This window comes from Streptomyces sp. NPDC045998 (assembly GCF_056430285.1).
On sequence record NZ_JBWKLJ010000004.1, the window covers coordinates 564,706 to 589,982 of the forward strand.

Annotated in this window: 21 protein-coding genes; 11 read left to right on the forward strand and 10 right to left on the reverse strand. The window is 71.6% G+C overall.

Annotated features, from left to right (window positions below):
• Positions 1-150: 150 nt before the first annotated feature.
• Both AC07FJ_RS15660 and AC07FJ_RS15665 read right to left on the reverse strand, forming a co-directional pair.
• A complete protein-coding gene (locus tag AC07FJ_RS15660) occupies positions 151-1,299 on the reverse strand; it encodes a cystathionine gamma-lyase (protein ID WP_479049267.1) in 1,149 nt (382 codons plus the stop codon).
• Positions 1,299-1,679 (reverse strand): phage holin family protein, encoded by a 381-nt coding sequence (locus tag AC07FJ_RS15665; protein ID WP_361424099.1) that lies wholly within the window; start codon positions 1,677-1,679, stop codon positions 1,299-1,301. The genes AC07FJ_RS15660 and AC07FJ_RS15665 overlap by 1 nt, the downstream gene beginning before the upstream one ends.
• Before the next feature lie 53 nt (positions 1,680-1,732).
• Between AC07FJ_RS15665 and AC07FJ_RS15670 the strand changes: the two genes are divergently transcribed.
• From AC07FJ_RS15670 to AC07FJ_RS15680, 3 genes are all read left to right on the forward strand, one after another.
• Positions 1,733-2,050 (forward strand): cupin domain-containing protein, encoded by a 318-nt coding sequence (locus AC07FJ_RS15670; protein ID WP_361424096.1) that lies wholly within the window; start codon positions 1,733-1,735, stop codon positions 2,048-2,050.
• A 125-nt stretch (positions 2,051-2,175) separates the two neighbouring features.
• On the forward strand, positions 2,176-2,394 hold the full coding sequence (locus AC07FJ_RS15675) for a DUF5326 family protein (protein ID WP_479049269.1): 219 nt from the start codon (positions 2,176-2,178) through the stop codon (positions 2,392-2,394).
• 292 nt (positions 2,395-2,686) lie between these two features.
• Positions 2,687-3,121: an SsgA family sporulation/cell division regulator gene (locus tag AC07FJ_RS15680; RefSeq protein ID WP_361424341.1), complete on the forward strand. Its 435-nt coding sequence runs from the start codon at positions 2,687-2,689 to the stop codon at positions 3,119-3,121.
• 115 nt (positions 3,122-3,236) lie between these two features.
• On the opposite strand, the gene AC07FJ_RS15685 is transcribed toward AC07FJ_RS15680, so the two are convergent.
• Entirely contained in the window at positions 3,237-4,592 is a 1,356-nt protein-coding gene (locus AC07FJ_RS15685) for a YibE/F family protein (RefSeq protein WP_479049271.1), read from the reverse strand.
• Between the two features lie 199 nt (positions 4,593-4,791).
• On the opposite strand from AC07FJ_RS15685, the gene thiC reads away from it, so the two are divergent.
• Entirely contained in the window at positions 4,792-6,573 is a 1,782-nt protein-coding gene (thiC, locus tag AC07FJ_RS15690; protein WP_361424087.1) for a phosphomethylpyrimidine synthase ThiC, read from the forward strand.
• Between the two features lie 69 nt (positions 6,574-6,642).
• Here the strand turns inward: thiC and AC07FJ_RS15695 are convergent, their stop codons facing one another.
• The 3 genes from AC07FJ_RS15695 to AC07FJ_RS15705 all read right to left on the reverse strand — a co-directional run bounded on the left by AC07FJ_RS15695 (position 6,643) and on the right by AC07FJ_RS15705 (position 10,054).
• The gene (locus tag AC07FJ_RS15695; RefSeq protein WP_479049273.1) at positions 6,643-7,497 is read right to left on the reverse strand and encodes a hypothetical protein; all 855 of its coding nucleotides are present in this window, start codon (positions 7,495-7,497) and stop codon (positions 6,643-6,645) included.
• 159 nt (positions 7,498-7,656) lie between these two features.
• Entirely contained in the window at positions 7,657-8,754 is a 1,098-nt protein-coding gene (locus AC07FJ_RS15700; RefSeq protein WP_479049275.1) for a metallophosphoesterase, read from the reverse strand.
• A gap of 193 nt (positions 8,755-8,947) precedes the next feature.
• Positions 8,948-10,054 carry a LacI family DNA-binding transcriptional regulator gene (locus tag AC07FJ_RS15705; protein WP_468285971.1) on the reverse strand — a complete coding sequence of 369 codons (1,107 nt, stop codon included), beginning with the start codon at positions 10,052-10,054 and terminating at the stop codon, positions 8,948-8,950.
• Between the two features lie 392 nt (positions 10,055-10,446).
• Between AC07FJ_RS15705 and hisC the strand changes: the two genes are divergently transcribed.
• The gene (gene hisC / locus AC07FJ_RS15710; RefSeq protein WP_468285968.1) at positions 10,447-11,565 is read left to right on the forward strand and encodes a histidinol-phosphate transaminase; all 1,119 of its coding nucleotides are present in this window, start codon (positions 10,447-10,449) and stop codon (positions 11,563-11,565) included.
• A gap of 19 nt (positions 11,566-11,584) precedes the next feature.
• Here hisC and AC07FJ_RS15715 read toward each other — a convergent pair whose 3' ends face one another.
• Positions 11,585-11,959 carry a cyclophilin-like fold protein gene (locus tag AC07FJ_RS15715; protein WP_479049277.1) on the reverse strand — a complete coding sequence of 125 codons (375 nt, stop codon included), beginning with the start codon at positions 11,957-11,959 and terminating at the stop codon, positions 11,585-11,587.
• Positions 11,960-12,156: 197 nt separating this feature from the next.
• Between AC07FJ_RS15715 and AC07FJ_RS15720 the strand changes: the two genes are divergently transcribed.
• The 5 genes from AC07FJ_RS15720 to AC07FJ_RS15740 all read left to right on the forward strand — a co-directional run bounded on the left by AC07FJ_RS15720 (position 12,157) and on the right by AC07FJ_RS15740 (position 21,440).
• Positions 12,157-13,674: a cytochrome ubiquinol oxidase subunit I gene (locus tag AC07FJ_RS15720; protein ID WP_479049279.1), complete on the forward strand. Its 1,518-nt coding sequence runs from the start codon at positions 12,157-12,159 to the stop codon at positions 13,672-13,674.
• A 32-nt stretch (positions 13,675-13,706) separates the two neighbouring features.
• A complete protein-coding gene (cydB, locus tag AC07FJ_RS15725) occupies positions 13,707-14,711 on the forward strand; it encodes a cytochrome d ubiquinol oxidase subunit II (RefSeq protein WP_479049281.1) in 1,005 nt (334 codons plus the stop codon).
• 13 nt (positions 14,712-14,724) lie between these two features.
• Complete coding sequence (gene cydD / locus AC07FJ_RS15730) at positions 14,725-18,513, forward strand: thiol reductant ABC exporter subunit CydD (RefSeq protein ID WP_479049283.1); 3,789 nt, start codon at positions 14,725-14,727, stop codon at positions 18,511-18,513.
• Between the two features lie 37 nt (positions 18,514-18,550).
• On the forward strand, positions 18,551-20,083 hold the full coding sequence (locus AC07FJ_RS15735; protein WP_479049285.1) for a sensor histidine kinase: 1,533 nt from the start codon (positions 18,551-18,553) through the stop codon (positions 20,081-20,083).
• A gap of 241 nt (positions 20,084-20,324) precedes the next feature.
• The gene (locus tag AC07FJ_RS15740) at positions 20,325-21,440 is read left to right on the forward strand and encodes a M23 family metallopeptidase (RefSeq protein ID WP_479049287.1); all 1,116 of its coding nucleotides are present in this window, start codon (positions 20,325-20,327) and stop codon (positions 21,438-21,440) included.
• Positions 21,441-21,458: 18 nt separating this feature from the next.
• On the opposite strand, the gene AC07FJ_RS15745 is transcribed toward AC07FJ_RS15740, so the two are convergent.
• Positions 21,459-22,319 carry an HAD family hydrolase gene (locus tag AC07FJ_RS15745; RefSeq protein ID WP_479049289.1) on the reverse strand — a complete coding sequence of 287 codons (861 nt, stop codon included), beginning with the start codon at positions 22,317-22,319 and terminating at the stop codon, positions 21,459-21,461.
• Between the two features lie 233 nt (positions 22,320-22,552).
• Between AC07FJ_RS15745 and AC07FJ_RS15750 the strand changes: the two genes are divergently transcribed.
• Entirely contained in the window at positions 22,553-23,452 is a 900-nt protein-coding gene (locus AC07FJ_RS15750) for an LLM class flavin-dependent oxidoreductase (RefSeq protein ID WP_479049291.1), read from the forward strand.
• Positions 23,453-23,463: 11 nt separating this feature from the next.
• Here AC07FJ_RS15750 and AC07FJ_RS15755 read toward each other — a convergent pair whose 3' ends face one another.
• On the reverse strand, positions 23,464-24,012 hold the full coding sequence (locus tag AC07FJ_RS15755; RefSeq protein WP_479049516.1) for an RNA 2'-phosphotransferase: 549 nt from the start codon (positions 24,010-24,012) through the stop codon (positions 23,464-23,466).
• Positions 24,013-24,227: 215 nt separating this feature from the next.
• A complete protein-coding gene (locus AC07FJ_RS15760) occupies positions 24,228-25,163 on the reverse strand; it encodes a MerR family transcriptional regulator (protein WP_479049292.1) in 936 nt (311 codons plus the stop codon).
• Positions 25,164-25,277 lie beyond the last annotated feature (114 nt).

Here is a 25,277-nt window from a genome sequence, read left to right on the forward strand (position 1 = left end):
AATAAGTCGATAGGTCGCTGTCGCTACTGTGATTGGACACTGACGCTGAGTCAACTAGCCTTGTTCACGCGGAGTCTCCGCGCGTCAAGCGGGGCGGTCCGAGCCACGAGGGGGGAGGCTCGGACCGCCCTTTCCGCGTAGCGTCCCCGGTCATTCCGGCTGAGCCGACGCCGCCTCGTCCAGCGCCCGCAGCACATCCGCCACCAGGTCGCGGGTGTCCTCGGCGCCGACGGAGAAGCGGACGAAGCCCTCCGGCACCGCGTCCCCGCCCCATCGCGCGCGGCGCTCCGCCGTGGAGCGCACGCCACCGAAGCTGGTGGCGTCGTCCACGAGCCGCAGCGCGTCGAGGAAGCGCTCGGCCCACGCCCGGTCGGGCAGGACGAAGGAGACGACCGACCCGAAGCGCCTCATCTGACCCGCGGCCACCGTGTGGGACGGGTCCCCCGGCAGCCCGGGGTAGCGCAGTCCGGTGACGTCGTCGCGGCCGTCCAGGGCCTCGGCGAGTGCCAGCGCGTTCGCGCACTGGCGGTCGACGCGCAGCGCCAGCGTGGCCAGGGAACGGTGCGCGAGCCAGGCCTCCATGGGGCCCGGAATCGCTCCGACGATCTTGCGCCAGCGTCGTACCGAGGCGGCCAGCCGTGCGTCGCGGCAGGTGACGTGGCCGAGCAGGATGTCGCCGTGGCCGGTCATGCCCTTGGTGTCGCTGGCCACGGAGAAGTCCGCGCCGAGCTCCAGCGGGCGCTGCCCGAGCGGGGTGGCCAGGGTGTTGTCGACCGCGACGAGCGCGCCCCCGGCGTGCGCCGCTCGCACCAGCCGCCGGACGTCGCACACGTCCAGGCCCGGGTTGGACGGCGTCTCGATCCACAGCAGCCGCGCGCCCTCCAGGACGGTCAGCTGCCCGTCGCCGCCGGTCGGCGCGGTGCGTACCTCGATCCCGTACGCCTCCAGCTGCTCGCGCACCAGGGGCAGCGCCTGGTAGCCGTCGGCCGGCAGGACGACCGCGTCCCCGGCCTTGAGCTGCGAGAACAACACCGCCGAGATGGCCGCCATGCCGGAGGCGAAGGTCACGGTCTCCACGCGGTCCGGGTCCTCGGGCGCCTCGAGTTCCCCGATGGCGTGCTCCAGCCGCGTCCAGGTCGGGTTCTCGTCCCGCCCGTACGTGTACGGGCCGGTCGGCTCGCCCGGGAGGTGGTAGTGGGCGGCGAACACCGGGCCGGGCAGGGTGGGCTCGTACTTGCGCGGCTCGGGCAGCCCGGCCCGTACCGCTCTGGTGCCCTCTCCGTGGCGGGTGTCGTCCATCAGTCCCTGCCGTCGGGAAGGATGACGTTGAGGGCCCACGACACGATCGAGATGATCAGGCCGCCGAGGACGGCGGTCCAGAAGCCCTCGACGTGGAAGCTCAGGTCGAGCTCGTCGGCGAGCCAGGACGTGAGCAGCAGCATCAGCGCGTTCACGACCAGCGTGAACAGGCCGAGCGTCAGGATGAACAGCGGCAGGGTGAGCAGCTTCACCACCGGCTTGACGAGGAAGTTCACCACGCCGAAGACCAGGGCGACCAGGACCAGCGTCAGCGCCTTCTTGCCCGTGCTGTCACCGGTGAGCGTGATGTCCTGGAGCAGCCAGATCGCCACCGCCAGGGCGGCCGCGTTCGCGATCGTCTTGACTACGAAATTCATCATGTGTCTGATCGTGGCAGACAGGACCGGAGCGAGCGCAGGGGCGGGACACGGCGATGAAGGCATTCCGACTGGACGAGCTGGAGGCGGAACGCGCCGCCAACGACGGCGCGTATCTGCAGTTCCTGCGCGAGCGGAACATGTCGGTCGGCCTGTACGCGCTCGACGCCGGCGAACTCGACCCGCAGAAGCCGCACAACGAGGACGAGGTGTACGTCATCGTCAGCGGCCGGGCGTCGATCACGGTGGGGCTGGAGACGACACAGGTCGGGCGGGGCAGCGTGGTGTACGTCCCGGCCGGCGTGGCGCACAAGTTCCACCACATCACCGAGGACTTGCGGGTCCTGGTGGTGTTCTCTCCCCCCGAGAGCTGACTCCCTAGGGGAAGGATCAGGGAAGAGCGAGGGGTGCGGAGTCCCCGCCGGCCGCCTGCGCGCGCCTAGCATCGAAGACGTCAAGGTCCACAGATCCGGCGGCGCAGAGAGACGAGGCAGGGACGATGGCGGTGAAGGAGCTTCTGGCGGGGCTGCCGTGGTGGGTGAAGTGGGTTGCCATACCCCTCATCGCGGTGCTGGTCTTCGGTGGTCTGATCACGAGCGCGGTCATGATGCTGGTCGGACTGCTGTTCAAGGTGCTGGTCTTCGTCGCGCTCGTCGGCGGACTGATCTACGTCGTACGGAAGTTCACGTCGTCCTCGTCGTCCCGCGACGACTGGTGACGGCGGCGGTCTGCCCCCCCCGCTCCTTCACGTTTCCGGCCACCAGAACGGGTGTTAGCCCGGGCGGGGGAACGGTCCCCGCGAAACCTCACCCCCGCAGAAGGCTGCCACTAGAGTGGCAGCCTTCCTTCCTCGGCGACGCGGCGCGGCTGTGCAGAATCGTCGCAGCAAGATCGAGTCGCCCGCAGTACCTGAAAACTCACTCCTTGTAATCCTCCAGTCCCTCCCGGACGATGACGATTAAACCAAGAGGGCGTTGTTCACCACTGCTTCATCCACTGCGGGGTACATGATGCGCGAGTCCGTTCAGGCCGAGGTCCTGATGAGTTTCATCGTTTCCGAGGAGCTCTGCTTCAGGATTCCGGTCGAGCTCGGCTACGAGACAAAGGATCCCTTCGCGGTCCGGATGACCTTCCACCTGCCCGGAGACGCGCCGGTGACCTGGACGTTCGGCCGGGAACTGCTGCTGGACGGGATCAACGCGCCGAGCGGCGAGGGCGATGTGCACATCGCGCCGACCGGGCCGGAGGACCTGTCGGACGTCAGCATCCGCCTGCAGGTCGGCGCCGACCGGGCGCTGTTCCGGGCGAGCGCGCCGCCGCTGGTGGCGTTCCTGGACCGCACCGACAAGCTGGTGCCGCTGGGCCAGGAGCTCACGCTCGGTGATTTCGAGCAGGACCTGGAGGATGCGCTCGGCCGGATCCTCGCCGAGGAGAACGCCGGCTGACCCTCTTGACCGGCCACCTCTCGGAACCGGCCACCTCTCGGAACCGGCCACTTCTCGGAACCGGCCACCTCTCGGAACCGGCCACCTCTCGGAACCGGCCACCTCTCGGAACCCGTCACCTCTTGCGCCGTCGGCCCCGGCCGCCCCGTCCCGCCGTCGCCGTCGCGGCGGCGGGACCGGACACTCCGTTGCCGCCCGGCCGGTCGGCGGAGACGACGAGTGCGGCCAGCGCGGTGGTGACCGGTACCGAGGCGACCAGCCCGATCGAGCCGACCAGCGTCCGTACGATCTCCTGGGCCACGATCTCGCTGTTGGCGACCGTTCCCACGCTGCTCTCCGCGATGGAGAAGAGCAGCAGCAACGGGAGGGCCGCGCCCGCGTAGGCCAGCACCAGCGTGTTGACCACCGAGGCGATGTGGTCGCGGCCGATGCGGATGCCGGCCCGGTACAGCGCCCGTGGGCCCATCTTCGGGTCGGCCTGGTGCAGTTCCCACACGGCCGACGTCTGGGTCACCGTCACATCGTCCAACACACCGAGCGAGCCGATGATCACGCCGGCCAGCAGCAGACCGGACATGTCGATGTTCGGGTAGAGCCCGTGGATCAGGCCGGTGTAGTCGTCGGTGTTGCCGGTGAGCGACGCCCAGCCGATGAAGGCGGAGCCGAGCAGGCCGATCAGCAGCAGCGAGATGAGCGTGCCCAGCACCGCCACCGATGTGCGGGCGGTCAGGCCATGGCACAGATAGAGCGCCATCAGCATGATCGCGCTCGACCCCACCACCGCCACGACCAGCGGGTTGGACCCCTGCAGGATCGCCGGGAGGATGAAGAGCGTCAGGACGAGGAAGCTCAGGGCGAGGGCGGTCAGCGCCATCAGGCCGCGCATCCGGCCTACGGCCACCACCGCCAGCGCGAAGACACCGGCGAGGAGCGCCACCGGGATCCTGCGGTCCACGTCCGTGACGGAGTACTGCAGATCGCGGGGTGCGTCGGGCGCGAACGCCACCACGACGCCCTGGCCTTCGTCGAGTTGGCGGGGAGAGTCCGGCTGGACCACCTCCACGAACCTGCGGCCCTTGTCCTTGCCCGTGGTGACCTCGACCGTCGCCTTCGCGCACTTGCCCTGCTGCGCGTTGACCGCCTCGCGCCCCTGGGGCGTCGTCGTGTCGCCGGTCGGCGGAACCTGGGCGGCGTTCACGTCCTTGCAGTCCACCCGTTCGACGCGGACGACCGTGCCCTGCTCGGTCTGCCGGTCGAAGCCCACGCCGGTGCGCTCGTGCGCCGGGGCGCCGCCCGGCCACAGGATGGCCAGTCCGACGACGACCGCCGTGGCGAAGGGGATCAGTACGGCCGCGATGACCTTGCGCAGATGCCGGGAGACCGGCGCGGCGGGGCCGTGGCTGTGCGCATGGCTGTGCGCATGACCGAGTGCGTGCCGGTCCGGCTCGGGAGTCTCGTGCGAGGAAGTCACGGACCGATCATCGCAAGAACGTGGGGCCCCCTCTGTTCAGCGCGGCCGCAAGGACGCTAGCGTGGTGACACCTTTGCACACGCGGGAGCTCGGAGCACCGGGCTGAGAGGGCGCTGATCTCCGTACGAGACGTACGGGAACCGCTGCGTCGACCGCCGAACCTGTTACCGGGTAATGCCGGCGTAGGGAGTAGGTCACGATGACCGTTCAGGACGCACGCACGCCTGCCTCGAACCAGAACGACGAGGCCGGGAAGTCCATCGGATGGCACAAGGGGTACCTCGAGGGCTCGCGCCCCGACCTCCGTGTGCCGGTCCGCAAGGTGCACCTCACCAACGGCAAGGACGTGACGCTGTACGACACGTCAGGGCCGTACACCGATCCGAATGTCGAGACCGACGTACGCCGCGGCCTGCCGCCGCTGCGGGAGAACTGGATCATCGGGCGCGGCGACACCGAGGAGTACGCCGGCCGCCCGGTCCGCCCCGAGGACGACGGGATCAAGCACACCTCGCCGCGCGGCGGGCTGCGCAACCTCGACGCCGTCTTCCCGGGCCGTCCGCGCCAGCCCCGCCGGGGCCGGGACGGACAGGCGGTGACGCAGCTCGCGTACGCCCGCCGCGGCGAGATCACGCCGGAGATGGAGTACGTCGCGCTGCGCGAGAACGTCTCCCCGGAGGTCGTCCGCGAGGAGATCGCGGCGGGCCGCGCGGTGCTGCCGGCGAACGTCAACCACCCGGAGATCGAGCCGATGATCATCGGCAAGCGGTTCCTGGTGAAGGTCAACGCCAACATCGGCAACTCCGCGGTCACCTCGTCCATCGAGGAGGAGGTGGAGAAGATGACCTGGGCCACCCGCTGGGGCGCCGACACGGTCATGGACCTCTCCACCGGCCGCAACATCCACACCACCCGCGAGTGGGTGCTGCGCAACTCGCCCGTGCCGATCGGCACCGTGCCGCTCTACCAGGCGCTGGAGAAGGTCGACGGCAGGGCCGAGGAGCTCACCTGGGAGATCTACAAGGACACGGTCATCGAGCAGGCCGAGCAGGGCGTCGACTACATGACGGTCCACGCCGGTGTGCTCCTGCGTTACGTGCCGCTGACGGCGCGCCGCAAGACCGGCATCGTCTCCCGTGGCGGCTCCATCATGGCCGCGTGGTGCCTGGCGCACCACAAGGAGTCGTTCCTGTACGAGAACTTCGAGGAGCTCTGCGAGATCCTCGCCGCGTACGACGTCACGTTCTCGCTCGGTGACGGTCTGCGGCCCGGCTCGATCGCGGACGCCAACGACGAGGCGCAGTTCGCGGAGCTGCGTACGCTCGGCGAGCTGAACCAGATCGCCAAGCGGCACAACGTGCAGACGATGATCGAGGGCCCGGGCCACGTCCCGATGCACAAGATCAAGGAGAACATCGACCTCCAGCAGGAGATCTGCGAGGAGGCGCCGTTCTACACGCTCGGCCCGCTCACCACGGATGTGGCCCCGGCCTACGACCACATCACCTCCGGCATCGGCGCGGCGATGATCGCCTGGTGGGGCACCGCGATGCTCTGCTACGTCACGCCGAAGGAGCACCTCGGCCTGCCGAACCGGGACGACGTGAAGACTGGTGTCATCACGTACAAGATCGCTGCGCACGCGGCGGACCTGGCCAAGGGGCACCCGGGCGCTCAGGAGTGGGATGACGCGCTGTCGGACGCGCGGTTCGAGTTCCGGTGGGAGGACCAGTTCAACCTGGCTCTCGACCCGGACACCGCGCGGGAGTTCCACGACGAGACGCTGCCCGCGGAGCCGGCGAAGACCGCGCACTTCTGCTCCATGTGCGGTCCGAAGTTCTGCTCGATGAAGATCTCGCAGGACATCCGTCGGGAGCACGGCGGCGATCTCAAGCAGGACGAGATCGAGGCCGGGATGGCGGAGAAGTCCGCGGAGTTCGCCGCTGCCGGAAACCGGGTCTACCTGCCGCTGGCGGACTGACCCGGGGGCCATCCGCTCTCGCGGTGCCGAACGGATGTTTCACGTGAAACACGCGCCCCGAAGCACCGGTCATTCCGACCGGTGCTCGGGGCCGCCGAAGTCCCGGCTCCCGAACTCCGGACCGGCGAAGTCGGGGCTGGTGAAGTCCGGACTGGTGAAGGCCGGCCGCGACGCCGAACCGCCCTCGCTCGGGCTGGAGAAGTCCGGGCCGCTGTAACCGACCTTCGGCATCCGCCCGAGCGGGCGCGGCGGGGTGCCGGAGTCCGGATCGGCTCCCGGGTCGACCAGGGCGTCGCGCAGGAACGGGACGATGCCCCGCTCCAGCAGCGCGTGCCGCCAGGCCTCGCGTGCCCGCGCTATCTCGTCCGGCAGTTCACCGCCGGGCTCCTGGGCGGGCACCTGCGTCGAGCTGTTGCGCAGGGCGGCGATAAGCAGGCCGATGGCGGCGGCCAGGATGCTCAGAGCCGTCACGCCGGCGAAGAACCAACCGGCGGTGAGCAGCGGCTTCGCGAAGGACGGCGCCGGATCGAGGGCCATGAGCAGATAGCCGACGAGCAGGAAGATGAGCGCGGCGGTGCCGGCCAGCACCGGTGCGAGCACGGTGACGACGACGCCGAGACCGGCGCCCGGGCCGCTCACCGTCCCGTCGTCGGAGCCGGACAGCACGGAGTCGAGGGCCGACAGGCGCGTGGGCTTGCGCGACTCCTCGCGCACCTTCACGAAGTGGTCGTACTCGGCGGCGGCGGCCCCGGTGATGAGCGCCGTCGCGTTCAGGGCCATGGTGCGCAGCTGTTCGGCGTTGAGCCGCTGCCCGATCGCGGCGAGTTCCGGACGTTCCTGCGCGTTGCGCAGTGCCTCGTCGAGGAGACGCTCGTACTCGGAGCGGTCCTCGGTCAGCAGGTGCGGAGCGCTGTTCATGTGCATCCCCCGATGCTCCGTAGGGCCGGTTTGCCCGCGTAGAACGGGCAGGTGGGCGGAAACGGAGGAGAGCCTGCTACGGATAGCCCGATGGTAGAGCGGTTATGGCAGGAGGTGACAGGGGAATTCCGGAAATCGCCTGACCGGCTCGCGACGAGGCAGGGCTCAGTTGTACAAGGGGAGTTGCACGACCAGCAGCTTTCCGGCCATGGTCACACCGCCGTCCATGGCGATCGCGAGCCCGTCCGCGTACACGTGCGGCCCCTCGACGGACGGGCCGCCGCCGTCCTCGCCGTCCTCGGAGCCCACTTCGCCGAGCAGGTACGGGATCGGGCTGTGGCCGTGCACGATGCGTTGTCCACCGTAGGCCGCCAGCAACTCGCGTACGGCCAGGGGGCCGCCCTCGTCGCGGAAGGCGAAGCGCTTGGTGAGCTTGCGGAACAGGTCCCAGCACTCGTCCGCGTCGTTGCGGGTGAGGATCTCGTGGACGGTGTCGTTGACGTCCTCGATGGTGGAGCCGTACTCCAGGTAGGCGGTGGTGTCGGAGTGCAGCAGCAGATGGCCGTCCTCCTCGACGATCGCGTCCAGCCGGGACATCCACTGCAGGTGGACGTCCTGGAGCCGGTCCATGTCGCTCTTCTGGCCGCCGTTGAGGAGCCAGGCGGCCTGGAAGGTGGCGGTGCCCGCGCCGGAGTTGACCGGGGTGTCACCGAACCGCTTGGCGCCGATCAGCAGCAGCTCGTGGTTGCCCATCAGGGCCTTGCAGTAGCCGCCGGCCGCCGCGGCCTCGGCGGAGAGCCGCATGACGAGGTCGATGACACCGATCCCGTCGGGGCCCCGGTCGGTGAAGTCGCCGAGGAACCAGAGGCGGGCGTTGCCCGCGGCCCAGTGACCGTCGGCGTCGATGAGGCCCTGCTCGCGCAGGGCGGCGACCAGCTCGTCGAGGTACCCGTGGACGTCCCCGACCACGTAGAGCGGGCCGGGGCCCGGTACGGGGGCGGGGGCGGGCTCGGTGAGGGGTGCCGGAGCCGGCGGCGGGGCGGTGGCGACCTGCACGGTGTCGCCTCTGTTGATCACCGGGAGGTCGCGCTCGGTGGGCGTGTACCCCTCGGGGAACTCCCCCTCCGGGAACGCGTTGCCGGGGTGCCCGGCGTGACCCTGCACCGGAACCTGCGCGTACGGCGGTACGCGGAAGTCACGCAACGTCGCCGTCCGCACCACGGGTCCTTGACCGGCCCCCTGAGTCATCGACCCCTCCACCACCGTCGCGACGCCCTACACCTGGCAGACCGGCCTGGTCGGGGCGGCCCGCGGTGTCGTCCGCCCATCATAGGAATGAGGCCCCAGCTGTGTGACGCACCAGGGGTGGTGAATCCGGGTCCACCCCTGGGCTACTGGTTGTTTCGCCCCAATTGGGAAGATCTGCCCCTGGTCATGACGCGGGGCGGGTCCGCTTTCACTCCTGTGAGGGCGATCGGGGAGGGCTGACGGTCGTACGGGTGGAGCGCCGCTGGGACGACGTCCGCACGATCAGCTCGGTCGGTATGACCTGCTCGACCGGCCGGTCGGAGTCGATGCCCTCGATGGCGTCGATGAGGAGCTGGACGACCGCGGTGCCGATCCGGCGCGGCTTGAGGGAGAGCGTGGTGATGGGCGGCTGGGTGGCTGCGTACACGGTGGACTCGCTGCAGCACACCAGGAGCAGGTCGTCGGGTACGCGCAGTCCGTAGCGCCGCGCTGCCGCGAGCAGGTCGGTGCCGTTGGGGTCGAAGAGGCCGTAGACGGCGTCCGGGCGGTCCGGGCGCGCGAGCAGCCGGTCGGCCGCGACGGCGCCGGCGCACGGGTCGTGGGCCGGGTACGCCTCGTAGACCGGGTCCTGTCCGACCCGCTCGCACCAGTTGAGGTACGCGGTGGTGGAGAGGCGGGTGTAGGTGTCGGTGCTGGTGCCGGTGAGCAGACCGATGCGGCGGGCGCCGGCGGCGGCGAGGTGGTCGAGCAGGTCGAGGACGGCGGCTTCGTGGTCGTTGTCGACCCAGGCGGTCACCGGGAGGGTGCCGGCCGGGCGGCCGTCGGAGACGACGGGCAGGCCCTGGCGGACGAGCTCGGTGACGACCGGGTCGTGGTCGGAGGGGTCGATGACGACGGTGCCGTCGAGGGCGACGTTCGACCAGACGTCATGGCGGGAGGTGGCGGGCAGGATGACCAGGGCGTAGCCGCGGGCGAGCGCGGCGGAGGTGGCGGCCCTGGCCATCTCGGCGAAGTACGCGAATTCGGTGAAGGTGAAAGGTTCATCCCCGTAGGTCGTCACGGTCAGGCCGATGAGGCCGGACTTGCCGGTACGGAGCGTGCGGGCCGCGGCGGACGGGCGGTAGCCCAGTCGGTCGGCGACCTCGCGGACATGGCGGCGGGTGGCGTCCGGGAGCCGGCCCTTGCCGTTGAGCGCGTCGGAGACAGTCGTGATGGAGACCCCGGCTGCGGCGGCCACGTCCCGGATGCCCGCTCGACCCTGCCGGCTTCCCCGGGTCTGTGCCCGGCTCACCTGGTGCTTCCCTGCTGCTGTCATGGCGTGCCGATAGTAGGGCGAGAGTGGCAGGTTGAGCCGGTCGCATATTCATCCGTTGACAGGGACGTTTCTGCATGGTGTCCGACCCCCAACAACCTTAAAAACACAGGTCGTTCAGCGGATGGGCAGGGCTCCGCAACTTGTCGGCGCGTACGCGCATGCCATATGCCCGGGGTCTCGGAGAGGGCTCAACTCACCACTACGGGGGATGCGCGCCACGGCGTGAGCCACCAGCGCGCGCCACCCTGCCGAGCGCCCCCGGCTGTGCCGCCGCCTCTCCCGTCGCGCCCACGCCCGCGTGTCGTGACCGTTGCCCGCAGGGCATTCGCAGGGCGGCGGAATCCTCATAAGGTGAGCAGTATTGGTGGTACGGACGGTCGAGGAGGACCACGGTGAGCGAGACGAGCGGGACGAGCGGCGCGAGCGGTACGGGCCCGAGGCTGCGGGCCGCGCTGGACGACATCCCCACCTACAAGCCGGGCAAGCCCGCCGCGGCGCCCGGCGCGGGTGGCCCGGTCGCGTACAAGCTGTCCTCGAACGAGAACCCGTACCCCCCGCTGCCGGGCGTGATGGAGGCCGCGGTCGCCGCCGCGTCCGGTTTCAACCGCTACCCGGACGCGGCGTGCGCCGGCCTGATGGCCGAGATCTCCGAGCGCTTCGGGGTTCCCGTGTCCCACCTGGCCACGGGCACCGGCTCGGTGGGCGTGGCCCAGCAGCTGGTGCAGGCGACCGCCGGCCCCGGCGACGAGGTGATGTACGCGTGGCGCTCCTTCGAGGCGTACCCGATCATCGCCCGGATCAGCGGTGCCACGCCGGTGCAGGTCCCGCTCACCGACGGCGATGTGCACGACCTGGACGCGATGGCGGACGCGATCACCGACCGGACGCGGTTGATCTTCGTCTGCAACCCCAACAACCCCACCGGCACGGTGGTGCGGCGGGCGGAGCTGGAGCGGTTCCTGGACCGGGTGCCGTCCGATGTGCTGGTGGTGCTGGACGAGGCGTACCGCGAGTTCATCCGCGACAGCGACGTGCCCGACGGCATCGAGATCTACCGCGACCGGCCGAACGTCTGCGTGCTGCGGACGTTCTCGAAGGCGTACGGCCTGGCCGGTCTGCGGGTGGGCTTCGCCATCGCCCACGAGCCGGTCGCCGCGGCGCTGCGCAAGACGGCGCTGCCCTTCTGCGTCAGCCAGCTGGCGCAGGACGCGGCGGTGGCCTCGCTGCGCGCCGAGGACGAGCTGCTGGGGCGGGTGGGCTCGCTGGTGTGCGAGCGCACGCGGGTGTACGAGGGGCTGGTGGCCCAGGGGTGGACCGTGCCCGAGACGCAGGCGAACTTCGTCTGGCTGCGCCTGGGTGAGGCGACCGTGGCCTTCGCGGAGGCCTGCGACGAGGCGGGCGTGGTCGTGCGGCCGTTCCCCGGCGAGGGTGTGCGGGTGACGATCGGCGAGAGCGAGGGGAACGACGTCTTCCTGCGGGTGGCGGAGTCGTTCCGCAAGGAGAGGTTCTGACGGACCTCTACGGCACGGCCTAGTCGCCGGCGAGCTCCACGCGGATCGGGTCGCCGTCGCGGACGGTGGCGAGGACGCGGGGGTCGCCGTCGAGGCTGCCGAGCACGTTGCACGGGCTCGCGAGGCGGCACTCGTCGCCGCGCGAGATCGGCGTGGGTCCGTACGGGAGGGCCAGCGCGTCGCCCTCGGTCCAGAAGGCGACGGTGCCCGGCTCCACCACCTGGCGGGCGTCGGGCTCGGGTGACGTGGAGACGGGCGTGTCGAAGTAGACCTCCTCGCCCCAGGTACGGGCGGTGGACGTGATCGGGAGAACCCCTGCGAGCGCCTTGCTCGTGGGGGTTTCTTCGATGGTCGCGGTGGCGTGGCCGGCGGGCCAGGAGATGCGGATCTTCATACCGAGAAATTCAACAATATGTTGAAGTTCTAGGGAAGAGGGACCCCCGGGTAGTGCTACGGATTTCGTGTGAGTCATAATTGCTTGTGATTGTGAACGCATTCACAAGCTCGCCTGGTTCGTCCCGTGATCCACCGGAATCAGAGGGCGGTGAGGGCGGACAGACCGTAGATGCAAGGCCGTAAGGAGAAGATGTCGTGGACCTGGCTCTGGCGCCAGAGACCCTGGCGCGGTGGCAGTTCGGTATCACTACCGTCTACCACTTTCTCTTCGTTCCGCTGACGATCTCCCTCGCCGCCCTCACCGCCGGTCTTCAGACCGCCTGGGTGCGGACCGAGAAGGAGAAGTACCTCAGGGCGACGAAGTTCTGGGGGAAGCTCTTCCTGATCAATATCGCGATGGGTGTCGTCACCGGCATCGTGCAGGAGTTCCAGTTCGGCATGAACTGGTCCGACTACTCGCGCTTCGTCGGTGACGTCTTCGGCGCCCCGCTCGCCTTCGAGGCGCTGATCGCCTTCTTCTTCGAGTCGACCTTCATCGGCCTGTGGATCTTCGGCTGGGACAAGCTGCCGAAGCGGATCCACCTGGCCTGCATATGGATGGTCTCGATCGGCACGATCCTGTCGGCGTACTTCATCCTCGCGGCCAACTCCTGGATGCAGCACCCCGTCGGTTACAAGATCAACGCCGCCACCGGGCGGGCCGAGCTCACCGACTTCTGGCTGGTGCTCACCCAGAACACCACCCTCACGCAGGTCTTCCACACCATGTCCGCGGCCTTCCTCACCGGCGGCGCGTTCATGGTCGGCATCGCCGCCTTCCACCTGGCCCGCAAGAAGCACGTTCCGGTGATGCGCACCTCGCTGCGGCTGGGCCTGGTCACCGTCGTGATCGGCGGCATGTTCACCGCGATCAGCGGTGACTTCCTCGGCAAGGTCATGTACGAGCAGCAGCCGATGAAGATGGCCGCGGCCGAGGCCCTGTGGGACGGCGAGAGCCCGGCGCCCTTCTCGGTCTTCGCGTACGGAGACGTCGACAAGGGCCACAACAAGGTCGCCATCGAGGTCCCGGGCCTGCTGTCCTTCCTCGCCCACAGCGACTTCGAGTCGTACGTCCCCGGGATCAACGACACTCAGGAGGCGCTGCAGGAGAAGTACGGTCCCGGCGACTACCGGCCCAACATCCCCGTCGCCTACTGGGGCTTCCGCTGGATGATCGGCTTCGGCATGGCGTCCTTCTCGCTCGGCCTCCTCGGGCTGTGGCTGACCCGGAAGCGGTTCCTGCTGCCCGAGCGGCTGCGGACCGGCGACGACGAGGTGCCGAACCTGGTCCTCTTCCGCACGCCGCTGAGCGCGAAGTTCACCAAGCTGTACTGGCTCGTCGCCCTGTGGACGCTGGCCTTCCCGCTGATCGCCAACTCCTGGGGCTGGATCTTCACCGAGATGGGCCGCCAGCCCTGGGCGGTCTACGGCGTGCTGCGCACCCGCGACGCCGTCTCCCCCGGCGTCTCCCAGGCCGAGATCCTCATCTCGATGATCGTCTTCACCGCGCTGTACGCGGTGCTCGCCGTGGTCGAGGTCAAGCTGCTGGTCAAGTACGTCAAGGCCGGGCCGCCCGAGCTCACCGAGGCGGACCTGAACCCGCCCACGAAGATCGGCGGCCACGACCGGGGCGCCGGTCAGGACGCCGACCGGCCGATGGCCTTCTCGTACTGATGGCCCTTCACTCAAGGACTGGGAGCTGAGGCATGGAACTCCACGACGTCTGGTTCGTCGTCATCGCCGTCCTGTGGACGGGCTACTTCTTCCTGGAGGGATTCGACTTCGGAGTCGGTGTCCTCACCAAGCTGCTCGCCCGCAACCGGGTCGAGAAGCGGGTGCTGATCAACACCATCGGACCCGTCTGGGACGGCAACGAGGTGTGGCTGCTCACCGCGGCCGGTGCGACCTTCGCCGCCTTCCCGGACTGGTACGCCACGCTCTTCTCCGGCTTCTACCTGCCGCTGCTGCTCATCCTGGTGTGCCTGATCGTGCGCGGTGTGGCCTTCGAGTACCGCGCCAAGCGGCCGGAGGAGCGGTGGCAGCACAACTGGGAGCAGGCGATCTTCTGGACCTCGTTGATCCCCGCCTTCCTGTGGGGCGTGGCCTTCGGGAACATCGTGCGCGGGGTGAAGATCGACGCCACCAAGGAGTACGTGGGCACGCTCGCGGACCTGTTCAACCCGTACGCTCTTCTGGGCGGGCTCGTCACCCTGACCCTGTTCACCTTCCACGGCACGGTCTTCACCGCGCTGAAGACGGTGGGGGACATCCGGATGCGGGCGCGCAAGCTGGCGCTGACGCTCGGGCTGATCACCGCCGCCCTCGCCCTGGCCTTCCTGAGCTGGACGCAGGTCTCGCGGGGTGACGGGTCGAGCCTGGTGGTGATGGTCGTCGCCGTGGTGTCGCTCATCGGTGCGGTCGTGGCCATCAAGGCGGGGCGCGAGGGCTGGTCGTTCGCGCTGTCCGGCGTCACGATCGCGGCCGCGGTCGCGATGCTCTTCCTGACCCTCTTCCCGAACGTCATGCCGTCCTCACTGGATCCGCGGTGGAGCCTCACGGTCACCAATGCGGCGTCCAGCCCGTACACGCTCAAGATCATGAGCTGGTGTGCGGCGATCGCCACGCCGCTGGTGCTGCTGTACCAGGGCTGGACGTACTGGGTGTTCCGCAAGCGCATCGGTACGCAGCACATCGCCGACGCCGCTCACTAGTCGCTCGTAGGGAATGTTTCACGTGAAACCGATCGACCCGCGCCTGCTCCGGTACGCCCGCGCCACTCGCCTCTTCCTGGCGGCGGTGGTGGTGCTCGGTCTGCTCGGCGCGGGTCTGGTCGTCGCCCAGGCGATGCTCATCGCCGAGGTGGTGGTGGGCGCCTTCCAGCGTGGGCTGGGGGCGTCCGACCTGACGACGCCGATCCTGCTGCTGGCGGCGGTCGCGGCGGGGCGGGGGCTCGTGTCCTGGCTGACCGAGCTCGCCGCCCACCGGGCCAGCGCGGCGGTCAAGTCCGAGCTGCGGGGGCGGCTGTTGAAGCGGGCGGCCGAGCTGGGGCCGGGGTGGCTGAGCGGGCAGCGCGTCGGATCGTTGGTGGCCCTGGCCACCCGGGGCGTGGACGCCCTCGACGACTACTTCGCCCGGTACTTGCCGCAGCTCGGGCTGGCCGTGGTCGTCCCGGTGGCCGTCCTCGCGCGGATCGTGACCGAGGACTGGGTGTCCGCGGCGATCATCGTGGGGACGCTGCCGCTGATTCCGATCTTCATGGTGCTCATCGGCTGGGCCACCCAGGCGCGGATGGACCGGCAGTGGAAGCTGCTGTCCCGGCTGTCCGGGCACTTCCTGGACGTGGTGGCGGGGCTGCCGACCCTGAAGGTCTTCGGGCGGGCGAAGGCGCAGGCGGAGTCGATCCGGACGATCACCTCGGAGTACCGGCAGGCGACCGTGCGGACCCTGCGGATCGCCTTCCTGTCGTCGTTCGCCCTGGAGCTGCTGTCGACGCTGTCGGTGGCGCTGGTCGCCGTCGGCGTCGGCATGCGCCTGGTCCACGGGGACCTGGACCTCTACACGGGGCTCGTGATCCTGGTCCTGGCGCCCGAGGCGTATCTGCCGCTGCGGCAGGTGGGGGCGCAGTACCACGCGGCGGCGGAGGGGCTTTCGGCCGCGGAGGAGATCTTCGACGTCCTGGAGACCCCGGTGCGGGCGGGGGGCACGGGCACCGTGCCCGCCGGGCCGGTGCGCCTTGAACTGGACGCCGTGACCGTACGCCACGCCGGGCGCGCCGAGCCCTCGCTCGACGCGGCGTCCCTGGTCGTCGAGGAGGGCGAGACCGTGGCCCTCGTCGGGCCGAGCGGGGTCGGGAAGTCGACGCTGCTGGATGTGGTGCTGGGCTTCGCGGAGCCGGTGGCCGATGGCGGCCGCGTGCTGGTCGGGGGCGTCGAGCTCGGGTCGCTGGACCTGGAGCGGTGGCGGGAGCAGGTGGCGTGGGTGCCTCAGCGGCCGTACCTGTTCGCCGGGACCATCGCGGAGAACGTGCGCCTGGCCCGGCCTGACGCGGACGACGCGGCGGTGGCGCGGGCGCTGCGGGACGCGGGGGCGGCGGAGTTCGTCGACGCGTTGCCGGCGGGGGCCGGGACCGTGCTGGGTGAGGACGGCGCCGGGCTGTCGGCGGGGCAGCGGCAGCGGCTGGCCCTGGCGCGGGCGTTCCTGGCGGACCGGCCCGTGCTGTTGCTCGACGAGCCGACGGCGGCGCTGGACGGGGAGACCGAGGCGGGGGTGGTGGCCGCGGTGCGGAGGCTGGCGGCGGGGCGGACGGTGCTGTTGGTGGTGCATCGGCCGGCGCTGCTGGAGGTCACGGATCGGGTGGTGGTGCTGGGGGGGTGTTCCCCTACCCCTCCCCTTCCCGTAACCGGGGCTCCGCCCCGGACCCCGGAGGAGAGGTTCTTCGTGGGGGCTGACGCCCCCACGGGCCCCGGCGCGGGCGCTTCGCGCCACGCGGCGGGTGCGCGTGTCGGCGCGGGCGCGGGCCCTGCGGGCCGCGTGGCGGCGGAGGTGGCGGCTGCGCGCCCCGAGGGCGGCGCCCGCGGGGATGCGGGGGCGCTCCCGGCCGCGGGCGTTGCCGGCCGCGGGGATGCGGGGGCGCCCACGGCCACGGGTGTTGCCGGCCGCGGGGATGCGGAGGCGTTCCCGGGTGCGGGCGTTGCCGGGTGGCTGGAGGCGGGAGCTTCCGGGGCAGGCGCGGACGTGGCCTTGGGTGCCGGGCCGATGGGTGTCGCGTTGCGGCGGGTTCGGGGGATGGCCGCGCAGTGGCGTGCGCGGCTGTGGGTGGCGTTGGGGTTGGGGAGTCTGGCACTGGGGTCGGCCGTCGGGCTCATGGGGGTGTCCGGCTGGCTCATCTCGCGGGCCTCGGAGCAGCCGCCCGTGCTGTACCTGATGGTCGCCGTGACGGCGACGCGGGCGTTCGGGACCGGGCGGGCCGTGTTCCGGTACGCCGAGCGGCTCGTGGCGCACGACACCGTGCTGCGGGTGCTCGCCGACGTGAGGGTCGCCGTGTACCGGAGGCTGGAGCGGATCGCACCCGCCGGGCTGCGCACGGCTCGCCGGGGTGACCTGCTGTCACGGCTCGTCTCCGACGTGGACTCCCTCCAGGACTACTGGCTCCGGTGGCTGCTGCCCGTGGGGACCGCCGTCGTCGTCGGCGCCGGGGCGGTCGGTTTCACGGCGTGGCTGCTGCCCGAGGCGGGAGCCGTCTTGGCGGCCGGGCTCCTGCTCGCGGGGGCGGGCGTGCCGCTGGTCAGCGGTGCGACCGCTCGGCGGGCCGAGCAGCGGCTCGCGCCCGCGCGAGGGGCTCTGGCCGTGAGCGCCGTCGACCTGCTGCGCGGGTGTGCCGAGCTCACGGTGGCGGGAGCCCTCAAGGGGCGTGCGGAGCGGGTGCGCGAGGCCGATGCCGCGCTGACGCGCATCGCGTCCCGGCAGGCGTCCGCCACCGCGCTGGGCGGCGGGCTCTCCGCGCTGGTCACCGGGCTGACGGTGGCGGCGGCCGCGCTCGTGGGCGTGCAGGCGGTGCGGGACGGCCGGCTCGACGGCGTGTCGCTCGCCGTCGTCGTCCTCATCCCGCTCGCCGCGTTCGAGGCCGTCATCGGGCTTCCACTGGCCGTCCAGTACCGCCAGCGCGTCCGGCGCGCCGCCGAGCGGGTGTACGAGGTGCTCGACGCGCCCGTCCCCGTGCAGGAGCCGGAACAGCCGGCGGCAGCGCCCGGGGGGCCCTTCCCGGTCGAGGTGCGGGGACTCTCCGCCCGGTACGCCGGACAGGAGCGGGACGCCCTCGCCGGCTTCGACCTGCGGCTGGAGGCCGGCCGGCGGGTCGCCGTCGTCGGCGCCTCCGGGGCGGGCAAGACCACCGTCGCCCAGGTCCTGCTGCGGTTCCTGGACGCCCGCGCGGGCACGTACCGGATCGGGGGCGTGGACGCGGGCGCGCTCGACGGCGACGACGTACGCCGTCTCGTCGGGCTGTGCGCCCAGGACGCCCACATCTTCGACAGCACCATCCGGGAGAACCTGCGCCTGGCCCGTCCGGGCGCGAGCGACGACGAGCTGCGCCGCGCGCTGGACCGGGCCCGGCTGCTGGAGTGGGCCGACGCGCTGCCGGACGGCCTGGACACGCTGGTCGGCGAGCACGGCGCCCGGCTCTCGGGCGGTCAGCGCCAGCGGCTCGCGCTCGCCCGCGCGCTGCTGGCCGACTTCCCCGTCCTCGTACTGGACGAGCCCGCCGAGCACCTCGACCTGGCCACCGCCGACGCGCTCACCGACGATCTGCTGCGCGCCACCGAGGGCCGTACGACCGTACTGATCACGCACCGGCTGCACGGCCTGGAGGCGGTGGACGAGGTCGTCGTCCTGGAGGGCGGCCGGATCGTGCAGCGGGGCCCGTACGCCGAACTGGCCGCCACGGAGGGGCCGCTGCGGCGCATGCGGGAGCGGGAGCAGGCGGCCGATGCGCTCCATGCGGCGGCCCGTGCCTGACTTTCGCCCCTAAAAGGGACTTATTACGCTCGGGTTCATGACGGATCCTCGCGTGCCGCGGCTGCTGGAGGCCATGCGGTCGGTCGGCACCGGGCTGGAACTGGACGCCACCCTGGAGCGGATCTGCCGGACCGCCGCCGAGCTCGCCGACGCGCGGTACGCCGCCCTCCGGGTCCTCGACGAGGAGGGCGGGGGCGGTCTGGCCGCCCTCGTCGAGTACGGCGTGACGGACGGCTCGCCGCCCGCGTCGCACCCGCCGAAGCGGACCTTCCTCCGGGTGCCGGTCCGTGTCCAGGGCGAGGACTTCGGCACCCTGTACCTGACGGGAAAGCGGGGCGGTGGCGAGTTCACCCCGTCCGAGCTGCGCATGGTGCGCGTTCTGGCCGCCGAGGCGGGGATCGCGATCGGCAACGCCCGGCTCTACGAGGCCGCCCGCCGGCGCGAGCGGTGGATCGACGGATCGGTCGCCGTCACCACGGCCCTACTGTCGGGCGGGGACACCGACGACGCGCTCGCCGTCGTCGCCGAACAGGCCCGGCGGCTTGCCGACGCGGCCGCCGGAGTCGTGCTGCTGCCGGCCGACGAGGGCCTGGAGGTCGTCGCGGTCGACTCCGACGAACCCGAGGCCGGCAAGGCGCTGGGCGTGGTCATCCCGCGCGGGAGCCCGGTCGTCGAGCGGCTCCTGGCCGGGGAGGCCGTGTACGTCGGGGACGCGGCGGGCGACCCGCGCATGCGAGAGGTCAACGCCGCGCTGGTCCGGCCGTACGGGCCGGGCATGCTGCTGCCGCTGTGGAGCGGCGGCCAGGTGCTCGGCGCGCTCGCCACCCCGCGCGCGCCCGGAGCCCGCCCGTTCACCGGCGCCGAGCGCGCGCTGGCGGCGCGGTTCGCCTCCCAGGCCGCACTGGCGCTGATGGTGGCGGAGGCGCAGCGCGACCGGGAGCGGCTCGCGGTGTACGAGGACCGGGACAGGATCGCCCGCGACCTGCACGACCTGGTCATCCAGCGGCTGTTCGCGACGGGGATGACGCTGGAGAGCGTCCAGCGCGGCTCGGCGGTACCCGCCGTCCGCGACGGCGTGGCGAAGGCGGTGGAGGAGTTGGACACCACGATCCAGGAGGTCCGCAGCGCCGTTTTCGCGCTCCAGCAGGGACCGGGCGAGGCGCCGGCCGGGCTGTGCACGCGCGTGCTGAGGGAGATCAACACGGCGGCCGTACCGCTGGGCTTCAAGCCCTCGTACCGCTTCGTCGGCCCGGTGGACGCGGCGGTCGGCGAGCTGACCGGCAAGAACCTCATCGCCGCGCTGCGCGAGGCGCTGTCCAACGCCTTCCGGCACGCGCGGGCGCGACGCATCGAGGTGGTGGTGGACGCGACGGCGAGGCTGGCGGACGGCACCGAGGGCGTACGGCTGACCGTCGCCGACGACGGGGTGGGCGTCCCGGAGGGCGGGCGGCGCAGCGGCCTGCGGAACCTGGCCCGGCGGGCGGAGTCACTGGGCGGCTCCAGCCGCCTGGCACCGGGGCTGGGGGCGGGCGGCGGCGGTACGACGGTGGTGTGGGAGGCGCCGCTGTAGGAAGCCGCTGAAGGCAAGCCGCTGGAGCAAGCCGCTGTCGTGCACCTCTGTTGCCCACCCCTGTCGCGCCCCCCTGCTGTGCACCCTTGCGGCGCGCCCCTGTCGCGCACCGCCGTAAACCGGCGCTGTACGCCGGTGGGGCGGCGCGGTAGGCCGGGTGGGCGTACGGGCGTAAGCCGGTCGGCGGTACGGGGTCCTCCGGGTCCACGGGAACCGGGGGCCACGGCGTCACCATCCCAGCATGGTTCTCCGTCCCCGCACGGCCGTCGGCCGCCCGTTGCTCGTGCTGGTGGTGGCCGTGCTGGTCCTGCTGCCGCCGCCCCCGCAGGCCGCCGGGCACGAACAGTACGAACGGCACGAGCGGCACGACGGTCCCGTCGCGGCGGGGGCCGAGGTGGCGCGGCTGTACGAGGAGGCGGGGCGGGCCACCGACGCGTACGAGCAGGGCCGGCGCGCGGCCGCCGCGCAGCGGGCCACGGCCGCGCGGCTCCAGGAGGAGCTCGGCGAGAAGCGGCGCGAGGTGGCCGTCCTGCACGACCGGGTGGGCGAGGTCGCCCGGCTGCAGTACCGCACGGGTGGCTCCCTCGCCCTGACCGCGCGGCTGCTGCTGGCCGACGACCCGAACGAGGTGATGACCGCGCAGCGGCTCGCCGGACAGGCGGCCCGGTCCGTCAACCGGCTCATGGAGCAGGCCGGCGCGGCCGAGCGCCGCCTCACGATCGCGGAGCAGAACGCGCGTGCGGCATGGCACGCGCTGGACCTGCGCACCTCCCGTCTCGCGGCGATCAAGCGGGAGATCGAGGCCCGGCTGGAGCGGGCGCAACAGCGGCTCCACGCCGAGGCGCAGCGCAGCGTGGCGGCGGGCCGGTGCCGGGGCGCGGTACGGATCGACCGGCGCGACGGGAAGGCCGCGGCGGCCGGAGGCCGTGGCGCGCGCGGCAGGGGCCCCGCCTGGGTGGCGCCGGTGGCGGACTACCGGCTGTCGGCCCGGTTCGACAGCGCGGGCGGGCGCTGGTCCCACCGCCACACGGGTCAGGACTTCGCGGTGGAGCTCGGTGAGCCGGTGCGGTCGATCGGAGCGGGGCGGGTGCAGTCGGTGTCGTGCGGGGGGTCCTTCGGCATCGAGGTGGTCGTACGGCACGAGAACGGCTGGTACTCGCAGTACGCGCACCTGGCCGCGCCCGGCGTGGGCAAGGGCGAGCGGGTGCGGGCGGGGCAGTGGATCGGGCAGGCGGGGACCACGGGCAACTCGACGGGGCCGCACCTGCACTTCGAGGTGCGGCTCACTCCGCATTACGGCTCCGCCGTCGACCCGGTGCGCTGGCTGCGCGAGCACGGGGTGCGGCTGCGCGGGTGACCTCGCGGGTTCGGGGGTTCAGACGCCCGCGAGGATGGACTCGATGACGACGGCGACGCCGTCCTCGTTGTTGGCGGCGGTACGGCCGGAGGCGGCGGCGACGACGTCCGGGTGGGCGTTGCCCATCGCGTACGAGCGGCCGGCCCACGTCAGCATCTCGATGTCGTTGGGCATGTCGCCGAACGCGACGACCTCGTCGGCGGAGATGCCGCGTTCGGCGCAGCACAGGGCGAGGGTGCTGGCCTTGGAGACGCCGAGGCCGCTGATCTCCAGCAGGGCGGTGGTGCTGGAGCGGGTGATGGCGGCGCGGTCGCCGGCGGCGGCGCGGGCGAGGGCGAGGAAGCCGTCCGGGGTGAGCTCGCTGTGGTGCGCGAGCATCTTGAGTATGGGCGCGCCGGTGCCGGGCTCGTCCTCGTGCAGCAGCTTCTCCACCTCGGCGACGGTGGCGCCGGCGTCGATGAAGAGGGGGGTGTACTGCGGCTCGTGGTGGAAGCCGGTGGTGAGCTCGACCGCGAACGCCGTGCCGGGCGCCTCCCTGCGCAGGGCCCGTACGACGTGGAGGGCGGCGTCCCGCTCCAGCGGGCGGACCTCCACCAGCCTGCCGCCGGCGTGCAGGTCGACGACGGCCGCGCCGTTGGCGCAGATCGCCAGGCCGTGGCCGTGGACGTGGCCGGCGACGACGTCCATCCAGCGGGCCTGGCGGCCGGTGACGAAGAAGACCTCGATCCCCGCCTCCTCGGCGGCGGCGAGCGCGGCGACCGTACGGTCGGAAACCGACTTGTCGTCGCGCAGAAGCGTGCCGTCCAGGTCGGTGGCGATCAGGCGGGGACGTCTGTGATCCGTCGGCCGCGGTCGGGGAGAGGTCGCTGAGAAGGTCACCGTTCCATTGTCCCGTACCGGATGCACGGTAGTGCGGGCATATGCACATGTGAGCCACCGGGATTGGCCGAGAGTGACCGGACGGCGACAGAAGTTGTCCATGGGGCGCGGGGAAGGGGCGGGACCCGTGAGGCGCGGGGAAGGGCGTGGCCCCTGAGGCGGGGGAAGGCCCGGGGTGCGGGTGATCGCCCGGGGCCGGAGGGAATGTCAGTGGTGCCACGTAGGGTCGTCGTATGCGTCTGAGTACCGTGATCCTTCCGTACCGCCGCTGGCACGAAGGCGGCCGCGACGCGTGGCTGCGGGCCGAGCAGCTCGGCTTCCACGCGGCGTACACCTACGACCACCTCTCGTGGCGGGTGCCGTTCCGCGACGGCCCCTGGTTCGGCGCGATACCGACGCTGACCGCGGCGGCCGCGGCGACCGGGCGGATACGGCTCGGCACGATGGTCACCTCGCCGAACTTCCGGCACCCGGTCACGCTCGCCAAGGAGCTGATCACGCTCGACGACCTTTCCGGCGGTCGCGTGACGCTGGGCATCGGCGCGGGCGGCACCGGGTTCGACGCGACGGCGCTGGGGCAGGAGGCGTGGTCGCCGCGGGAGCGCGCCGACCGCTTCGGGGAGTTTGTGCCGCTGCTCGACCGACTGCTGAGCGAGGGCACGGTCACGCACGAGGGCCGCTTCTACTCCGCGCACGAGGCGCAGAACATCCCCGGCTGCGTGCAGCGGCCCCGGCTGCCGTTCGCGGTGGCGGCGACCGGACCGCGGGGCCTGAAGCTCGCGGCGCGGCACGGCCAGGCGTGGGTGACGACCGGTGACCCCAAGCTGGCGGAGACGGGCACGCCCGAGGAGTCGCGGGAGGCGATACGCGGACAGCTGGAGCGGCTCGCCAAGGCGTGCGCGGACGCCGGGCGGGATGTGGCGGAACTGGAAAAGGTCCTGCTGACCGGGTTCACGCCGGAGGGCGGCGCGGTGCTGGAGTCGGTCGACGCCTTCGTGGACTTCGCGGGGCGCCATCGGGAGCTGGGCTTCACCGAGATCGTCGTCCACACGCCGATCCCGGAGACGCGGTTCGCCGCCGACCCGGCGGTCTTCGAGCGCATCGCGACCGAGGCGCCCGCGCAGCTCGCCTGACCACCCGGCGCTCAGCCGGGGAAGCGCAGGTACGCCGGGGGCACGGCGTCGGTGAGCCAGACGCCGTTGGCGGTCACGTGGAAGACGTGGCCGTCGCGCGCCATGGCCCCGGCGTCCACGGTGAGGACGACGGGCCGGCCGCGCCGGGCGCCCACGCGCGTCGCGGTCTCCCGGTCCGGCGACAGGTGCACGTGGTGCCGCGCCATGGGGCGCAGGCCCTCGGCGCGGATCGCGGGCAGCGCGCGGGCGACGGTGCCGTGAAAGAGGTACGCGGGCGGCGTCGCCGGGGGCAGGCCGAGGTCGACGCCGACCGTGTGGCCCTGGTTGGCGCGGATCCGGTCGCCCTCGCGGTCGATCGTGAAGCGCTGCTTGTCGTTGACGGCGACGACGTGCTCCAGCTCGGCCCGGCTGATCCGTACGCCGTGGTCGGCGGCCGCCCGCAGCAGGTCGTCGATCCCCACCCAGCCGTGCGGGTCGAGGGTGAGGCCGATGCGCTCGGGCTGGTGGCGCAGGTGCTTCGAGAGGTACTTCGACACCTTCACGGTGCGTCCGTCGTCCATGCCGTGCTCACTGCCCGCGCCGTGCCCACGGCCCGCGTCGTACAGATCGCCCGGGTCTCCTGTGGCTCCTGTGCCGTCCATGCCATTCATGCGCACAGCGTGTCAGGGATCACGCACCTCTTGCCATAGAAATTACGGTCGGTAGGTTTGATCCACAGCCAACACCGCTTTTCCACAGAGGAATTGACGAATCTGTGGACAACTCACCTTGTTCCTCAGGTGGATTGATCAACTTCATTACTCTTGCGGTGATTTGCCGCAAATGCGTCCAATGTCCGTGCGGCGACTTCACGTTCGGCGGCCGCCGCGATGAACGCGGCGGCGTTCTCGGGGCCGACCAGCTTGTGTACCGCGCGCATTGTGGCGGCGGGCAGGGCTACCGCCCGGGGCTCCTCGTCCGGCGGAGGCGCGGTGTCGGGCGCGAGGTGCTGCTGAAGGTGGCGGGTCGCGAACGTCCGCATGGCGCGGGCCAGTTCGGCGTCGACCGTCTGCTGGGCGAGCGGACGCAGTCGCCGCACCAGGGTCGCCGCCTCCGCGGCGTCCGCGTCCGTCGGCGGCCGGTGCTCCAGATAACGCGCGAAGACGTGCTCGGTGGTGAACTCCAGGAAACGGTGGGCTATGTGCTCCACCTGCCCGCGAAGTTCCCGCAGATGTCCGGCGATTGCCAGCAGCGGGACCCCGGCGGCGTACAACTCCGCGGCCACGGCCAGCTCCTGGGGGCTCGGTACGACGAACTCGTCGTCGCGTCCGGGGACGCGTTCGAGCACGCCGAGCTCGATCGCCTCATCCACGGCACGCTCGTCCGGCGTGCCGCCGAAGGCGGCGTCCAGCTCGGCCCGGGTGATGCGGTCCGCCTTCTCGTCGGTCCACGGACCGTTCACCTCCGCGACCAGCCCCAGCACCCCGCCGAGGCCCCGGCCCGCGTCCCACGCCTCCAGCAGCTCCTTGATGGAGGCGAGCGTGTAGCCGCGGTCCAGCAGGTCGGCGATCTGCCGGAGCCGGTTCAGGTGGGCGTCGCCGTAGACGTTGGACCGCCCGCGCCGCTCCGGCTTCGGCAGCAGTCCCCGGTCCTGGTAGGCGCGGATGGTGCGGACTGTGGCGCCGCTGCGGTGCGCCAGGTCCTCGATCCGGTACTCGGCCCGCTCGTCCACATCCGCTCCCTCACTGCCCGGACCCTCTAGGGGGTGTCTTGCCGATCTTGCCGGGCTCGGGGCGCCTGGTGCCGCGCCTCGCTGCGTTGTCGTCGGTCGCCAATGCTCCGCAGT

Bases quoted from the DNA above. Each gene is read 5' to 3' on its own strand.
- AC07FJ_RS15660 (WP_479049267.1), bottom strand. From the start codon at position 1,299: ATGGACGACACCCGCCACGGAGAGGGCACCAGAGCGGTACGGGCCGGG.
- AC07FJ_RS15665 (WP_361424099.1), bottom strand. From the start codon at position 1,679: ATGATGAATTTCGTAGTCAAGACGATCGCGAACGCGGCCGCCCTGGCG.
- AC07FJ_RS15670 (WP_361424096.1), top strand. From the start codon at position 1,733: ATGAAGGCATTCCGACTGGACGAGCTGGAGGCGGAACGCGCCGCCAAC.
- AC07FJ_RS15675 (WP_479049269.1), top strand. From the start codon at position 2,176: ATGGCGGTGAAGGAGCTTCTGGCGGGGCTGCCGTGGTGGGTGAAGTGG.
- AC07FJ_RS15680 (WP_361424341.1), top strand. From the start codon at position 2,687: ATGCGCGAGTCCGTTCAGGCCGAGGTCCTGATGAGTTTCATCGTTTCC.
- thiC (WP_361424087.1), top strand. From the start codon at position 4,792: ATGACCGTTCAGGACGCACGCACGCCTGCCTCGAACCAGAACGACGAG.
- AC07FJ_RS15695 (WP_479049273.1), bottom strand. From the start codon at position 7,497: ATGCACATGAACAGCGCTCCGCACCTGCTGACCGAGGACCGCTCCGAG.
- AC07FJ_RS15705 (WP_468285971.1), bottom strand. From the start codon at position 10,054: ATGACAGCAGCAGGGAAGCACCAGGTGAGCCGGGCACAGACCCGGGGA.
- AC07FJ_RS15715 (WP_479049277.1), bottom strand. From the start codon at position 11,959: ATGAAGATCCGCATCTCCTGGCCCGCCGGCCACGCCACCGCGACCATC.
- cydB (WP_479049281.1), top strand. From the start codon at position 13,707: ATGGAACTCCACGACGTCTGGTTCGTCGTCATCGCCGTCCTGTGGACG.
- cydD (WP_479049283.1), top strand. From the start codon at position 14,725: ATGTTTCACGTGAAACCGATCGACCCGCGCCTGCTCCGGTACGCCCGC.
- AC07FJ_RS15735 (WP_479049285.1), top strand. From the start codon at position 18,551: ATGACGGATCCTCGCGTGCCGCGGCTGCTGGAGGCCATGCGGTCGGTC.
- AC07FJ_RS15740 (WP_479049287.1), top strand. From the start codon at position 20,325: ATGGTTCTCCGTCCCCGCACGGCCGTCGGCCGCCCGTTGCTCGTGCTG.
- AC07FJ_RS15750 (WP_479049291.1), top strand. From the start codon at position 22,553: ATGCGTCTGAGTACCGTGATCCTTCCGTACCGCCGCTGGCACGAAGGC.
- AC07FJ_RS15755 (WP_479049516.1), bottom strand. From the start codon at position 24,012: ATGGACGACGGACGCACCGTGAAGGTGTCGAAGTACCTCTCGAAGCAC.